Origin of the sequence: Rhodococcus tibetensis (genome assembly GCF_024438035.1) — a bacterium.
Taxonomy (GTDB): Bacteria; Actinomycetota; Actinomycetes; order Mycobacteriales; family Mycobacteriaceae; genus Rhodococcus_F; species Rhodococcus_F tibetensis.
In genome coordinates this window covers 84944-99850 of the sequence record NZ_JANFQF010000010.1, presented here as the reverse complement: position 1 = coordinate 99850, position 14907 = coordinate 84944, and the positions used below count along the sequence as shown (strand labels likewise).

Annotated in this window: 11 protein-coding genes; 4 read left to right on the top strand and 7 right to left on the bottom strand. The window is 65.2% G+C overall.

The genetic code is table 11. The features are described 5' to 3' along the window. The first annotated feature begins 51 nt into the window (after positions 1 to 51). On the top strand, positions 52 to 504 hold the full coding sequence (locus NOF53_RS13770; RefSeq protein ID WP_255969133.1) for an Lrp/AsnC family transcriptional regulator: 453 nt from the start codon (positions 52 to 54) through the stop codon (positions 502 to 504). A gap of 87 nt (positions 505 to 591) precedes the next feature. Here NOF53_RS13770 and NOF53_RS13765 read toward each other — a convergent pair whose 3' ends face one another. The 4 genes from NOF53_RS13765 to eccCa all read right to left on the bottom strand — a co-directional run bounded on the left by NOF53_RS13765 (position 592) and on the right by eccCa (position 6890). Further along, positions 592 to 876, bottom strand: coding sequence for a WXG100 family type VII secretion target (locus NOF53_RS13765; RefSeq protein ID WP_255969131.1), 285 nt, complete (start codon positions 874 to 876; stop codon positions 592 to 594). A 47-nt stretch (positions 877 to 923) separates the two neighbouring features. Beyond that, positions 924 to 1241 (bottom strand): WXG100 family type VII secretion target, encoded by a 318-nt coding sequence (locus tag NOF53_RS13760; RefSeq protein WP_255969129.1) that lies wholly within the window; start codon positions 1239 to 1241, stop codon positions 924 to 926. Positions 1242 to 1374: 133 nt separating this feature from the next. Next, on the bottom strand, positions 1375 to 2784 hold the full coding sequence (locus tag NOF53_RS13755; RefSeq protein WP_255969127.1) for a type VII secretion-associated protein: 1410 nt from the start codon (positions 2782 to 2784) through the stop codon (positions 1375 to 1377). Positions 2785 to 2888: 104 nt separating this feature from the next. After that, positions 2889 to 6890: a type VII secretion protein EccCa gene (gene eccCa, locus NOF53_RS13750; RefSeq protein WP_255969124.1), complete on the bottom strand. Its 4002-nt coding sequence runs from the start codon at positions 6888 to 6890 to the stop codon at positions 2889 to 2891. Positions 6891 to 7169: 279 nt separating this feature from the next. Here eccCa and eccD point away from each other — a divergent pair, with 279 nt between their 5' ends. Beyond that, positions 7170 to 8642, top strand: coding sequence for a type VII secretion integral membrane protein EccD (eccD, locus tag NOF53_RS13745; protein ID WP_255969121.1), 1473 nt, complete (start codon positions 7170 to 7172; stop codon positions 8640 to 8642). Continuing rightward, positions 8639 to 10036, top strand: a complete 1398-nt coding sequence (gene mycP, locus NOF53_RS13740) for a type VII secretion-associated serine protease mycosin (protein WP_255969118.1) — start codon at positions 8639 to 8641, stop codon at positions 10034 to 10036. Before eccD ends, mycP begins: the two co-directional genes overlap by 4 nt. Before the next feature lie 67 nt (positions 10037 to 10103). Here the strand turns inward: mycP and eccB are convergent, their stop codons facing one another. After that, a complete protein-coding gene (eccB, locus tag NOF53_RS13735; protein ID WP_255969115.1) occupies positions 10104 to 11582 on the bottom strand; it encodes a type VII secretion protein EccB in 1479 nt (492 codons plus the stop codon). Positions 11583 to 11694: 112 nt separating this feature from the next. Here eccB and eccE point away from each other — a divergent pair, with 112 nt between their 5' ends. Continuing rightward, complete coding sequence (gene eccE, locus NOF53_RS13730; RefSeq protein WP_255969113.1) at positions 11695 to 13344, top strand: type VII secretion protein EccE; 1650 nt, start codon at positions 11695 to 11697, stop codon at positions 13342 to 13344. On the opposite strand, the gene NOF53_RS13725 is transcribed toward eccE, so the two are convergent. Both NOF53_RS13725 and NOF53_RS13720 read right to left on the bottom strand, forming a co-directional pair. Next, the gene (locus tag NOF53_RS13725; RefSeq protein ID WP_255969111.1) at positions 13341 to 13907 is read right to left on the bottom strand and encodes an NADPH-dependent FMN reductase; all 567 of its coding nucleotides are present in this window, start codon (positions 13905 to 13907) and stop codon (positions 13341 to 13343) included. The two genes, eccE and NOF53_RS13725, sit on opposite strands and share 4 nt — an antisense overlap. A 1-nt stretch (position 13908) precedes the next feature. After that, positions 13909 to 14907, bottom strand: a complete 999-nt coding sequence (locus tag NOF53_RS13720; protein WP_255969109.1) for a polysaccharide pyruvyl transferase family protein — start codon at positions 14905 to 14907, stop codon at positions 13909 to 13911.

Sequence of the window (14907 nt, the reverse complement as noted above, 5' to 3'; positions counted from 1 at the left end):
GCCAGTATCCGCCCACCCTGATGGGCCTTCAATGCGCTAGCGTTGCTTTTCATGGAGGATTCGTTGCGCGTCGATGCCCTCGATCGACTGATCGTTGCGCGACTCGAACGCAATGCACGGTCGAGCTTCGCCACCATCGGTGCCGAGGTGGGATTGTCCGCTCCGGCAGTGAAACGACGGGTCGACCGACTCGTCGACTCCGGGGTCATAACCGGTTTTCACGCGTCACTCGACCCACACGCCCTCGGACACGGTGTCGAGGTATTCGTCGAGCTGTACTGCGACGGACGTACCTCCGCCGTCGAGATCGCCCGCATCATCTCTCGACATCCTGAGGTGCAGGAGGCGTACACCGTCACGGGTGACGCCAATGCACTGCTGCGCGTTCGGACGGCCGACACCGCTCACCTCGAGAGAACTCTCGAGAATCTCCGGTCGGAACCGGCGGTCCTTCAGACAAAAAGCAGCGTGGTGTTGAGCAGGTTGATTCCCCCGGCCCGCTGAGATCCCCGCGACACCGTCGCTTGCACCGCAGACAACGGTGCCCCAGCAATCGAGGATTGCTGGGGCACTCGGTGTGTCATGCGGAGATCAAAGCCACGCGGCAGCGTTCTTGTCTTCCGCACTCTGCATGTCGATTGCGCCGTCCTGCACGACCTTGGCGATCGTCTGGAGTACCTGGAGCAGGTCGTTGTGCGCGCCGTCCCACTTGGCCTGCACGGCCTGGTAGTTCTGCTGGGCACCGCTCTCCCACTGCGCGACGAGGCCCTGCACGTAGCCCTGGAGCTCGTCATGGGTTTCGCGCAGCTTGCCCTCGTTCGACTTGATGTCGCTGGCTAGGGCCTGCAGCTCGGCAAATCCGTACTTCAATGACATTCCGTGCTCCTCTTGGTTTCGTAAGTGATGTCGAACTCGGAATGCGTCTAGAGGTCGAGCGATCCTGAATTGCCGGCAGCGCTGATGGCATCCTGGTTGGCCTGCTCCGCGGCGTCGTACCCTTTACCGTTCTCGCGGATCTTCACCGCGATCTCAGCGAGCGAATCCTGCATCCGACGTGACGCATCGTTGTAGCGCACCATCAGTGCCTGGAATGCATCCTGCGCCCCACCCGCCCACGCCGAGGACGACTCTTCGCAACGCCCCTTGAGGCCGGCGATGGTGGCTTGCAGCTGCCCATTCACCGTCTCCACATGGTTAGCCGCGGCCTCCATCTGGCCGACATCGGTAACAACTCCCGCCATTGTGACTCCTTCTCATCGTCGGTGCGGCGGCCCCCACTGGACTGCCCGATCCACCCCTACACATGATTGGACGCGTCAGCCGTCCAATCGGTTCCACCACTGTGGAAGTTTTCGGCGATACTGCACGTCGGGTTCACTGCTCGATCTCCAGAGACCGCACGACGTGCTCACACTCGGCTTCGATCTCGTCCCATTCCGCCGAGAGGAACTGGCATCCCACACTGACCTGGAGGTCCCGCTCGACGACGACGTGCCACCTCACCGCGGAGTTCTCGTCCGGGAACTCGCTGTACGTGATACCTGGTCTCCCGCCGAACACGACATCCTTCTCGAGTTCGGCGAACAACTCGGGTCTGCCGCGCTGCGCGATCTTCGCCGCAAGCGTGACCGCGACCTCGTCGTACCCGGCACCGCCCTGAAGACTGTTCTGCGTCACGATGATCCGCCTGTCTGCACCACTTTCGGGCACCAGTTCGACCCGGAACGGGGTCGACGACTGTGGCCGCTCCCGCCACCGGTCGGGCGCAGTGAGGTGGATTCCGCCGACCGAGATTTCCCTTCCCGTACCCGCCGCAGAAGGGGCCGTGGACGACCGCGTCGCAACGGACGACGGTGCGACGGACGACGGCGGTGCAGCGGAAGACGTGTGCGGTGCGGCAGCGACTCCACCGACGATCGACGACGTCTCGGTGGCCGAATCCTCATCCGAGAAAATGAAAGCGATTCCGGCTCCGGTCACCACCGCTATGACCGCTGCGACCGCGACGAACGTCGGCCACACCCTCCTCGGCCGATCATGTCGCTCCCGCTCGAGGGCCGGCTGGAGCCAATTCGTCTGCGGCAATGCGGCGATCGGTCGCTCGTGTGATCCGTCGCGCAGCGGCATTGCGAGAGCACGAACGATGTCCGCACCCGACACACTCTGGACGGGTATCTCGCGATCGAACTCCGCTGTGACCGCACGTCGCAAGGGTGCGAGGTCATGCCGAGTGCCGAAGTGATCCGTCACCAGAATGCCGTCGACCCTCCGGTCGCAGCCGATGCGCCGTACCAGTTCCGCGATCGCCTCCCCCTGGTGATCGAGATCGTCTTCGACGACGAGAGAGGAATCGTGCTCGCACGCGACTACGCGAGAATCATCGGCCGCCGCAACCACGCAACTGGAAGTGGTGCCCGTCGCCCGGCATTCGACCACCGCCCACGTGCTGCCGCGATCGAGCTGCGTCCCGGCATGAGATGAACGATTGGCCACGCGGGCGCTTTCGGCAACAGCGATCGCCACCGGGACCAGCACTGTGTCGACGGCTATCGCCGAAGCGGCATCCGCCAGGACCTGTTGTCGTGCCGAACCCCACTCGGTGGGGTACGTGAGCATCGCCGGGACGGACGATCCGTCCGCCGCGGCTTCGACCGCGCAACGGAGAACGACGCCGAGCACGTCCGGTACCGAAGCGATACCACCCTCGACATCGATGTACTCGTCGTCCACACAGCACAGCGGTGACAGTGCGGCAGTCGAATCCTCGCGCATCGCAGTGGTCAACGTTCCATCGGCTGAGACGCGGACCGAGGGCAGCCCACACACCACCTTGTCCTGCCAACAGGACCACATGCCGGATTCAGTGAGGTGAATCGCGACCGCGGGCCTCACTGCGGGGGCATCCACGCGAGCTGGATCAGGCCGCTGCCGCCGCGCGTCACCAGCGTGCCCCGGCCGGGAGGCATGGCACTTGCCCTTACCGTTCCGATGAGGTTGCCTTCGTCTCGACTTCCACTCATCACAAGGCCGGCGGACGCCAAGTCACGCATGCGGGCAATGACCGGCTCGTACAGCGCCCGTGCCGCGCCACCCGAACGGCGCGCGATGACTAGGTGGAAACCGATGTCCTTGGCGTGGGGCAGATACTCGACGATCGCGGACACCGGATTGCCGCTCGAGGTGACGACGAGGTCGTAGTCGTCGATGATCACGAAGATGTCGGGGCCCGTCCACCAGGATCGTTCGCGTAGTTGCTGCTGGCTGATCTCGGCGTGCGGCATCCGCGACTGGAGCACGTCCGCAAGGTCTTTCATGTTCGTGGCCAACACGTCCGACGACGGTGCGTAGGAGGCGAGGTGCTCGGATTCCACCACCCCCAGCATCGTGCGGCGATAGTCGCCGAGGATGATCTTCGCCTGCTTGCCGGTGTTGGACGCCATGATGCCCTCGCAGATGTTGCGCAGCAGCGTCGTCTTGCCGCATTCGCTGTCGCCGAAAACCAGGAAGTGCGGTTGCTCGGCGAAGTTCAGGAAGGTGGGTGCCAACTCGGCCTCGTCGAGGCCGATCGGGATCTGCAGGCACTTGTAGGCAGAGTCGAGGTAGGACGGCCACGAACCGGCGGCGTCGAGAACGGCGTCGCGGGTGATCTGTCCCGGCAACATGCGTACGGCAGGGGCATTCCTGCCGTAGGTGGCGGCGGCGATCGAGGACACGGCATGCGCGACACCGGACGCGAGATCGGCGGGGTCGGAACGTCCGTCGATCCTCGGAAGCCCGACCAGGAGATGCAGGCTGTCGCGCGTCATACCGCGACCCGGCCTGCCTTCGGGCACGAGCGCAGCGGTCTTACGACCGAGGTCGGAATCCGAGGGATCGCCCAACCGGAGTTCGATGCGAGTGCCGAGCTGGTCTTTGAGGGCCGGCCGCACTTCGCCCCAGCGTGACGCCGTGAGGACGACGTGGACGCCGTACGACAACCCCTGAGCTGCAAGATTGGTGATCTGTTGTTCGAGTGCTTCGAAATCCTGCCGGATACTACCGAAGCCGTCGACGACGAGGAACACGTCGCCGAAGGGATCCTCGGCTACCCCAGCGGCCGCGGCGCCGGTACCCGGATCGGTCGCACGTAGTCGCCGGAATTCGGTCATGGACTCGACACCGAGGTCACGGAATCGGGCCTCCCGCTGTCGCACGATCGTGTTCATCTCGGCGACGGTGCGACGAACCCGGTCGACGTCGAGGCGGTTGGCGACCGAACCGACATGCGGCAGTCCCGACAGTCCGGCGAGCGTGCCGCCGCCGAAGTCGAGGCAGTAGAACTGCACCTGCTCCGCGGAATGTGTGGCGGACAACGACGTGATGAGCGTGCGGATCGCAGTCGACTTACCCGACTGCGGGCCACCCACCACCGCCATGTTGCCGGTGGATCCGGACAAGTCCACCACGAGCAGATCGCGCCGCTGATCGTAGGGGCGATCGATGATTCCGATCGGGGCCCGGAGCGAACTGAGTGCCGGGACCGGTTCGGTGAGTATGGATCTCGGCAGCAGCGAGTCGAGAGACGGAGCCGCGTCGAGCGGAGGAAGCCACACCTCGTGCGCTTTCGAGCCGCGGTTCCTGATGCGTTCGACCACAACATCGATGGTCGTCCGAGTTTCCGCAAGTTCCTCGCCCATGTCGAGGGAGAAGGGTTCTTCCGGTACGTCGACGACGTCGACCGCCACGGGGGCAGCCGTGAAGATCTTCGGACGCAGTTCGACGGGCGCCTCGCCGGGCCGTTGCGCGCTGTCGACGTGACCGCCCTCGTAGGTGCCCGACACGTAGGAGGCCTGGAAACGCACGATCTCGGCCGAGTCACATTTGAGGTAGCCGGCGCCAGGGGTGGCGGGCAGATGATAGGCGTCCGGGACACCGAGCACTGTGCGCGATTCGTTGGCAGAGAACGTCTTGAGCCCGATCCGGTACGAGAGATGGCTGTCGAGCCCGCGGAGCTTACCTTCCTCGAGTCGCTGGCTCGCCAGGAGAAGGTGGATGTGCAGTGATCTGCCGAGTCGTCCGATGGCAACGAAGAGGTCGGCGAATTCGGGTTGCTGACTGAGCAATTCGGAGAACTCGTCGACGACGATGAACAGCGCCGGGAGCGGGTCGAGGTCGGCGCCTGCCTGGCGCGCCTTCTCGTACTCGGTGACGTTGGCGAAATTTCCGGCCGAGCGCAGCAATTCCTGCCGGCGATTCATCTCACCAGCGAGCGCGTCTCGCATTCTGTCGACCATGGCTAATTCTTCGGCGAGGTTGGTGATCACGGCGGCGACATGGGGTGCCTGTTCGAGGCCGAGAAAGGTGGCACCACCTTTGAAATCGACCAGGACGAGGTTGAGGGCGTCGGGCGAGTGCGTGGCGATCAGACCCAGCACAAGAGTGCGGAGGAACTCGGACTTTCCCGATCCCGTAGCTCCGATACACAGGCCGTGTGGCCCCATGCCGTTTTCCGCGGACTCTTTCAGGTCGATCTCGACCGGGTTTCCGTCGACTCCCACGCCGATGGGGACGCGTAGGCGGGCACGACCCTGCCGGGGCAGCCACGCGTGATCGGGATTGAGCCGGCCGACATCGCCGATACCGAGCATCTGGCTCCACGTCTGCGCGGGTTGATCGTCGTCTCCCGTGTCTACCGACGTCTGGGACGTCGTGCGGTACGGCGCCAGTCGACGCGCCAGAGTTTCCGCCTGATGCGCGCTGACGAGGTCGGCCGTGGCGAACATCTCGACGCCGGTACCGCTGCGGGCCCCGAGCGCCCCGTCCTTTGCCACTAGCTGAAGACCCCGAGTGGCCGTCAGCCGCGGGCAGAACCCGGCGATGTCGAGGACCGTGACCGAATCGACTCCCCCGTCGGTGATCGTGCCCGACTCGCCTTCGAGAATTCCGCCGTCGATGACGAGGACGAACTGCGGCACACCCGGCGCAGCGGGCGCGTTGCGGGAGAAACGGTTTCGCATGGACAGGTGGGGGCCGAGCGCCGATTCGAGTTCGAGAATCGATCCGTAGATCATCCGGGAAGAACCCACACCGTCGCAGGAATCCGGGTGCTGCGCGTGCGGCAGCCACTTCGCCCAGTCCCACTCGTGTTCGGTGTCGGGACCGCACACGACGGCAACCAGAAGGTTGTCGGGACCGTGGAAGGCGCACAACTGCATGAGCATCGACCGAACCAGGGAACGGGCTGTGCCACGCTCACCCTCGACGGAAATGGCGGCGAACCCCCGCAGCGACACGGCGGTGGGCAACTCCTGGACCACAGAGTGCGCGCGAACGAAGCGACGCAGCGACACGGCGGCAACGGGTTCGAGATCTTCCACCGGGCCCGTTTCGGGCGCGATGAGACGAGTGGCGAGGCGCTGACTGCCCCGCCCGACGCGCACATGGCAGTAGTCGGGGTCGGTGACACGGCGCTCCCACATGCGAGCGGTTCCCGCGATGGTCCAGAGCAGGCCGGGTTCGGGGTGGCTCCAGTCGAGTGCCTTGCGCTGTTGCTCGCCAGTCTCGGCGACATCGCGCCGTAGCTGATCGAGGTAGCGCAGGTAGTCCTTGCGGTCTTCGTTCGCTTCCGCCGCCTTGGGACCGCTACGACCGCCACCCGCCAGCATGCCGAGCATCGAGACCATCATCATGACGGGAAACAGCATCGACATGGGGTTGCGAGCCATGCCCGACGTGAACATCAGCGCCATCATCCCGACCATGGCGACGACCATCACGAGAGGTAGGAGCTTCGTGAGGAGATTGCCCGGGACGAGACGTGGGATCTCCGGGGGAGCTTGCAGGCTGACCTCGCCGCCCGGAATACGCGGGACTTCCCGCCGCGCCTTGCGCACGAAGCGAATAGTGCTCACCAGCCGTCCCCCCATGACGTCAACCGACCCGAACCGTGCATCAGATCCGATCCGGAACTTCCGGTTTGCCCCCCTGGGCTCGGCCCGCGATGTCAGAGATTAGCCCATTCCGAGGGATCCGGCACACAGGAGGTGTTTTCGCCACACGCACACTGGAGGCCACAGCGCTGTTGACGTAGTGTTCCCGTGATCAATTCGGACGACGGCCTCTGACCGGTCGTCGATCGGTGCCGTAACGACGCAGGGTGGGGTGTGCGTCGCAGAGTTGGGGGAATCGTATTGTCCATCGCCCATGACGAGTCGCGCGCGTCCGCGCCGTCCACGCGTCCGAGTGCCGCCGCAGACCTGTGCCGGATCACTGTGCTCTCGACCCATTCACAGGTCGACATGGCGGTGCCGTTCGGTGTTCCGCTCGCCATCCTCATTCCGGGAATCGTCGACACGATCCGCAGCCATCGCAGCGCCAACGACTTCGATGATTCGCTCGAGCAGTACGAACCGAGCGAGTGGGTTCTCGCGAAAATCGGTCAGTCACCCCTCTCGACCACGCTGACGTTGCACGAGCACGGTATTCGCGACGGCGACCTCCTGGTTTTGCAGAGCGTGCAGGACAGTGCCCCGCCGCCGCTGTTCGACGACATCATGTACAACGTAGCCATCGCCGACGCCGAGGCGGATCGGGAATGGACGCGCGGTTCCGCACGCGTCGTCGGCTCGGCCGCCGCCGTCCTCGGAACGGTGATCGGCTCGTTCGCGCTCCTCTGGTCCGAAGCCGGGACGGAAGGATTCCTCGGTGCGGGTTGCGCGCTGACCTCAGCACTCCTCTTCCTCGTCGCCGGTGCGGTCACGGGGCGCATCTACGGTGACGCGCCGAGCTCCGTCGTTCTCAGTGGATGCGCCGTTCCGCTGGCCTTCGCCGCCGGCATGCTGTTCGTGCCCGGCCAATTGGCCGCCCCCCACCTGCTCCTCGGCCTCGCGCTGGCAGGCACTACCGCGGTCCTCGCTCTGCGACTCGGTGGTGTCGGGCTGAGACTGTTCACCGCGCTGGCGGGCGCCTCCCTGTTCGGCACACTCGCCGCGCTGGTGTCGGCGACGACCGACACCGCGGCGTCCGCAGTCTCCGCCGGTGTCGTCGCCGCTGCTCTGATAGGGCTCGCCTTTTCGGCTCGCGTGTCGATACTCCTGGCCAAGCTGCCGCTGCCGCCGGTTCCTGCACCGGGCACCTCGGTCGATCCGTCCGAGGACGATCCGGACGACGAGACCACGATGCCGTCGTTCGATTCCCTGGCCCAACGCGCCACACGTGCGCGGAGGTACCTCACCGGAATGGTCGCGGCCATGACCACGCTCGCGGTCATCGGCGCCCTGGTGGCGGCCCGGCCGACCATGCACGGCGAAATCTATTGGCCCGGTGTGTGCCTCGCCGTCGCGACCGCGACCGTCCTGATGTTTCGAGGACGCACCTACAGCAGCGCAGAGCAGGCCGTTCCGCTGATCGGCGGAGGCGTGACGATCCTCGAGCTGTTGCTCACCGCCGCGGCGGTCGCTGTCCCCGACTACGCAATCGTCCTGTTCGCCGCCTCGGTGCTGTTCGCAGTGGGTGGGCTCGTGCTCGGGATCATCGCCCCGCGTCAGACGTTCTCACCGGTCATGCGACGCGTCGCCGAGTTGATCGACCTCGCCGTGATCGCGTCGATCGTTCCGCTGGTGTGCTGGGTGACCAGCCTCTATTCACTGATGCGCGGGCTGTGACGCGCCGGCTGAGTCGCCTGGTTCTGGCCACCGCGGTGGTGGCACTCACAGCGTCGCTGGGCGAAGGCAACGCCGTGGCGGTGGTTCCCGCACCCATCGACGTGGGACTGGTCCCGCCGAAAGACAGCACCAAGGTAGAGAAGCGCAGACCGTGCAAAGATGCCGTGCGGGTGCCCGATGGACCGGATGTACCGCTCGCTCAACGGGACCTCGACTTCCGTTCGGTGTGGCCGATCAGCCGGGGCGCCGGGCAGACCGTCGCGGTCATCGACACCGGCGTGGCGCGGCATCCGCGGCTTCCCGACCTCGTCGATGGTGGTGACCTGGTCGGGACCGAGACCGGGACGACGGATTGTGACGCACACGGAACGCTCGTCGCCGGCCTGATTGCCGCAAGACAAGTCCCCGGGTCCGGTTTCTCCGGCGGCGCTCCGGACGCCCGCATACTCGCCATCCGGCAGTCGAGTAGTGCCTATAGTCCCGCCGGGCAGACCGATCAGGTCGACAACGCGGGCAACTCGGTCGGTGGATATGGCAACGTCGCGACGATGGCGGCTGCTATCCGGCGCGCCGCCGACATGGGTGCCACCGTCATCAACATCTCCGAAGTCGCCTGCAAGACTGCTGCGGAGGGAATCGGCAGCGGCGACCGCTATCTCGGGGCAGCGGTCAAGTATGCGGCGACGGTGAAGAACGTCGTGGTGGTCGCTGCGGCCGGCAACTTCGGATCGGCGGAATGCAAAATTCAGAATCCGGCGGCCGACCCGCTCCGGCCTGGAGCCGACCTGTGGGATTCGGTGAGTACCATCGCCAGCCCGGCGTGGTACGACGACTACGTGCTGACCGTAGGGTCGGTCGCACCCGACGGTACGGCGAGCGAATTCAGCCTTGCAGGACCCTGGGTCGACGTCGCGGCCCCAGGATCGGGCCTCACCTCGCTGCATCCGACGACGGGTGATCTGACGAATACCGTGTACAGCGCTCAGGGAAGCGCGGAACCCGTCAACGGCACGAGTTTCGCGGCCCCCTATGTCTCGGCGACCGTCGCCCTCGTCCGCTCCAGGTTCCCTCAACTGTCGGCCCAGCAGGTCGTCGCGCGGATCGAGGCCACAGCGCATGCGCCCGCGGAAGGTTGGAATCCGGCCGTCGGTCACGGCGTCATCGATCCGCTCGCAGCCGTGTCTGCGGATGTTCCACCGGGCGGTGCAGCAACCGACGGATCGGCACGTTCGGTCTCGATCGAGGCCCTTCCTGCGGTTGCCCAGCCCGATCATCGACCCCGCGACTTCGCGTTGGCAGCGGTCGGCACGCTCGCTGCGCTGCTCATCCTCGGGGTGCTGGCGTCGTTCCCACTCAGGCGGAAGTCGCAGTCCGCGACGCAACGCCGAAACTGACCAGTTCTCCGAAAGCAACTCGGGCCGATAAGAATCCGTGCCGGCCCGAGTTGTGCAGTTCGGTGTGTCAGTTGGAACCGGAAGCTACTGCGGCCGGGTCTGCGTCGGGCGCGACCCCGTCGTGGGCGACGAGCGCCGAGGACTTCGCAAGGGAGGGGCCCGGTGCGAGGAGTCCGAGTATCTGCCAGGGAGCAAGCGGGGGCACCGCTTTCACCCCGAGTGCTTTCGCGGCGTCTGCGTCGGGGATGCCGAACCGCACGCCCGTGTCGGCCACGAAGAACATGCTGTCGCGCCGGGTGCTGTGGGGTTCGATACCCGTCGCCTGGACGAATCCCCCCGAACCGGGCTCGACGTAGACGAAGTCGGCATCGTTTCCGCCGCCGTCCGCCTGCGCCAGCTTCACCGCGTGGGCACCATCCGGGATGGGGAGATCACGTCCGGCGTCGAGGGACAACTCGGCCGCCGGACCACTCGCTCCGGACTCGTCCTGTCCGCGCAGCGGTTTCCAGGACAGGCAACTCACCGGACTTCGGACGGCGTCGACGATCTCGGGTGCCGACTCGGGGAAGCTCGACACCGCGATCTGCTCGACCGACGGAATCTGATTGGTGGCGTCAGGCGAGACGCTCGACATTTCGGTGTCTCCGTGGGAGTCCGAGAGGAAAATGAGGTTCGCGACAGCGGAACTGATCTTCTGGATTCCGTCGCGCAACACGACGTAGTGGGTGGTCTCCGATCCGATCACCACCTGGAACACCGATCCGACCACCTTGTCGCGCAGAGCAAACCGTGGCTGACTCCCCGCTCCCGGGATCTTCGGAGCGACCAACGGCGGCACTTCGGGAACGGCGTTGACGAATCCGAGGCTCACCGGTCGTGGTGTGGCGCCTTCGAGGCCGAGGGCGCGGGTGATCGCAGGGTCCTGCAGGTCGATCTTCGCGCGTGTGCCGTTGTACATCAGATAGGAAGCGTCCGACGTGGACACGAGCAGCGCCTGGTCGCGGCCGAGACGTCCGCCGCCCTCCATCGTCTCCATCTCACCGACAACGACAGAGGTTGTGACGGAACGATTTCCGTCGGCTCCGATCGAGTCGCACACAGCCCAGGGCGTCTTCGCCGATGCGTCACCCGGCGGCAACGCCGACGGCGCACCCGGAATTCCGACCAGCGCGCCGCGGGGCCGGGTGTCGATCTCCGATTCCTTGACGATCACCGGGTTCTCGGCCTGTCCGACGATGAGCCGGGCAGAAGCCAGATTGAGCACCGGACGCAGCGTGTCCCCCATGACCACGAACATCGCACCGGAATCCTTGCCGACGACGATGGACGCGTCACCGATCTTGTCCTGCGGCCGGAACAACGCCAGCGCTGCGCACGCAGCGAGCCCGAGCGACGCGACCACCACCCCCACCGCGAGTGCGCGCGACTGCGACCGCATGGGGTCGTGCAGCATGCGGACATCACGCCGAACCAGGGCGTGCTCCATCCGTCTGACCAGAAAGCGATACCCGTTGACCTGCCACCGAGTGGTGGGTGTTACAGCCATTGTTCCTCCCCCGTGCTGCACAGCGCTCGGGGTGACACAGTACAGTTCGGGTCACAATCGTCACGGCGGACGGGTACGGGTCTGCTGGGTTCAGGTATTCGGGGGAGGCACCGTGGACCGTTCGCGCATCACAAGCTGGCCGTTGGCACATCGGGTTTCCGCGACCGAGGTAGTTGTCGCGCAGGTTCTGGGAGTTTTCGCCGGGGCACTGGCCTCATTGTGCGGAGTGGTGTGGTGGGGCGCGCTCGCACTCGCCTTCGTTCTCATGCTCCTCGCGGTCGTACACATCGGTGGGTGGTCGAGCCTGTCCTGGGTGCGAACAGCCTGGCGATATCTCACCACGTCGAAGGATGCTCCGTTCCGCACCGTCAGTTTCGCCGGCCCGACGGGACAGTCGGTGGGACTTCGCTGGGACGGCGCAAGCGTGGTAGCGGTCGTCGAGGTCCTTCCACCGGCTGGAAGCCTGACCCAGATCACCAGGGACGGATTCCAGTCGACACACGAACTTCCCACCGAGGCGCTTGCCGGATGCCTGGCGCAGCACGACATCTCGCTCAGCGGAATCGATATTGTCAGCCACGGATATCGCGCCGCTGCAGGCACGCCTGCCACCGATGTCTACGACCGCCTCGTCGGCCCCCTTCCCGCCACAGCCACTCGGATGGTCTGGGTCGCTCTTCGATTCGATGCCACCGGCAACACCGAGGCCGTGGCGCGCCGCGGCGGCGGTGAGCAAGGTGCCTCTCGCGTCATCACCATCGCGGCAAGCCGCGTCGTTCGAGCCCTCGCCGACGCGGGATGCCGGGCCCGCATCCTCACCGCACCCGAAATCGATTCCGCAGCACTCCAGATCAGTCGGGGAGTCGACCCGAAGACGGTCACGCAGACGTGGAAGCACGCTCCGTTGCCGGGGGTGTGCAACACCGGCTACGGTGTCGATCCCCGCTATCTCACCAAAGATCTGCTGGCGAAGCTGTGGGTGCCGTCCAGCCTCGGTACCACCGTGACGATTCGCCTGCGCCCCAGCGACAACGACGGGCAGGTACTGATCGGCGCCGGGTGCCGGATCACAACCCGGACGATGCCGGAACCACTCGCGTTGCCTGGGCTCGTCTCGATGCGGGGCCGCCACAAGGACAGCCTGTTGTCCAATCTTCCTGTGGCAGTGTCCGACCTGGACGACGTGATACCGCTGGCCGATGTACCGGTCGACGCAGTGGGTAGCCTGCAGTTACCGCCGGCGGGGTGTGGCCAGCTGATCGGATCCGACGACTACGGTCACGGAATCACAGCTCGGATCGCCGGCCCGAGCGTCGGCATGGTGTATGTCGCGGGCGAGCTCTATCTCGCCCAGCAACTCGTGTTCCGCGCCGTCGCCACGGGGGCCCGGGTCCTCATCCATACGGATAGGCCCGAGGCGTGGTCGTCGTTGATCGACTCCATCGCCACGCCCGACCGCCTGCGCGTCGCGGGGCACCATCCGCAGTCCGACAACAAGTTCAACACCGTGGTGTTCGACGGTGTCGCCGCGCTGCCACCGCGTGCAGGCGTCACTGCTCTCTACCTCTATGCCGAGCCCAGCCAGTGGCCGGGCGCAGAACCCGACCTCTCCATTGTTCAGCCGAACGCCCGAGGTGATCGGATCCTCCTGTCGACCGGCGGCACAAGTATCGAGTTGATGCTGGTCACCATCTCCTCCGAAACGGCGTTCATCGGACGCCCCCGCGGAGTAGACGACTACCAGCCGGCCTACCAGTACTAACCTGGGTAGCCCTCGGTCGCACGTTGCAGCCGCACTGCGCCGGCCCACCACACCAGCTGCGCAAGCATGCGATCAGCCGAGTCGACCGCAGCGGAGTCAGTGGTGCGACCCTGGTTGTCGAACTTCTTGCGCACTTGGTGAAAGCTCACGCTCTGACGCACCGACACCATATGTAGCTCCGCAACGACCTGACGCAGTTGCTCGGTCGCACGCAATCCGCCCGACAACCCGCCGTACGACACGAAGCCGATGGGCTTCGCTCGCCACTCGTGTTTCACGCTGTCGAAGGCAGTCTTCAAAGCGGCCGGGTAGCCATGGTTGTATTCGGAAGTGACGGCCACGAATCCGTCCGCGCGACCCACACGTGCCCGAAATGCGTCGGTGACTGGTGAATCGCTGAGGTCTTGGGGTAAAGGGGTTTCGAGCAAGTCGATGATGCCCAGCTCGACCCGGGGATAGGCGCGGGCGCGTTCGGTGAACCAGTCCGCCACGACGGGGGCAACGCGCCCTACCCTGGTCGACCCGATGATGACTTCGATCCGGACGGGCACGGGTGCGCTCATGTCAGGAAACGACGTGCCCGGCGAGTTCGGCCGCGTGATCGAAATCTTCGGCCAGGTAGGTGTTCGGGAAATCGCTCAGATAGTCGTCATAGATTTTGGACACCTTCTTGTTGGCATTGTCGACCAATACGACGGGTTTGCCCATCAGTACCGCGAAAAATCCCGCGTGCAGCCGGTCGGTGACCACGAGCCGCCCTTGCGACAAAATCTCCACGGCGTTGTTGACCACCATGTCCGCTTGCCAGTCGAAGGCACGGCGCGTCAGTGGGTACACGCGAGACCGGACACCGGGCATTTTGTTCAGCAGCAGAAGCCCGAGCGTAACCGGCCACCACTGGGCGTTGTCGGCGGCGCTCACATGCCAATCCGTCTGGTACGCCGATGCGAGCGAGGCAGGAAGATTCTTGGGGGACTGAACGGATTCGGCGTCGCGACGTTTGAGGAGCACGAAATCGTGCGTGGGATCGGCGGTAGGCACGATCCTCCCGACTCCCAGTGCTGCATCGGCACAGTAGACGACGGTGTTCTCCGGAAAGAGTTCGCGGGCAAGTTCGTAGCCGTCCCGGTCACGCATCAGCAATGTGAGATCGGGGTGCTGCGAGTAGATTCGCTGTGCTCGAGCCAGCGCCGCGTCGTCGCGAAACTCTATTGTCTGTGGTAACTGAACGATCTTTCGTTCCGGGTGCTCCGCAATGACTCGCTCACGGAAGCGTTGGTAGGCGAACCACCTATCGCCGAAGTTTCCGCCGCCGTTCAACAGCAACGGCCCATCGGGGACACACGCGGACAGAACCTCCTTGTCATAGGTGTGCAGGGCGCAGACATAGTCGACGCTTGCACCCAGCCTGGCCAGATAGCTGAGCGTTCCCTGGTAGATCAGAAGATCACCCGCGTTGAAATGCGCTGGATAGTCGAGGAGAGCGACCGACTGTCCGTGCTGGACACTGGGGGCGAGCGCATCGATGGTTGCTTGTTGAAGATCGTCCAAAGGGTCGTTCAT

Excerpts from the sequence above, each read along its gene's own strand:
- NOF53_RS13765 (WP_255969131.1), bottom strand. The coding sequence starts at position 876 with ATGTCATTGAAGTACGGATTTGCCGAGCTGCAGGCCCTAGCCAGCGAC.
- NOF53_RS13720 (WP_255969109.1), bottom strand. The coding sequence starts at position 14,907 with ATGAACGACCCTTTGGACGATCTTCAACAAGCAACCATCGATGCGCTC.
- NOF53_RS13725 (WP_255969111.1), bottom strand. The coding sequence starts at position 13,907 with ATGAGCGCACCCGTGCCCGTCCGGATCGAAGTCATCATCGGGTCGACC.
- NOF53_RS13770 (WP_255969133.1), top strand. The coding sequence starts at position 52 with ATGGAGGATTCGTTGCGCGTCGATGCCCTCGATCGACTGATCGTTGCG.
- eccB (WP_255969115.1), bottom strand. The coding sequence starts at position 11,582 with ATGGCTGTAACACCCACCACTCGGTGGCAGGTCAACGGGTATCGCTTT.
- NOF53_RS13760 (WP_255969129.1), bottom strand. The coding sequence starts at position 1,241 with ATGGCGGGAGTTGTTACCGATGTCGGCCAGATGGAGGCCGCGGCTAAC.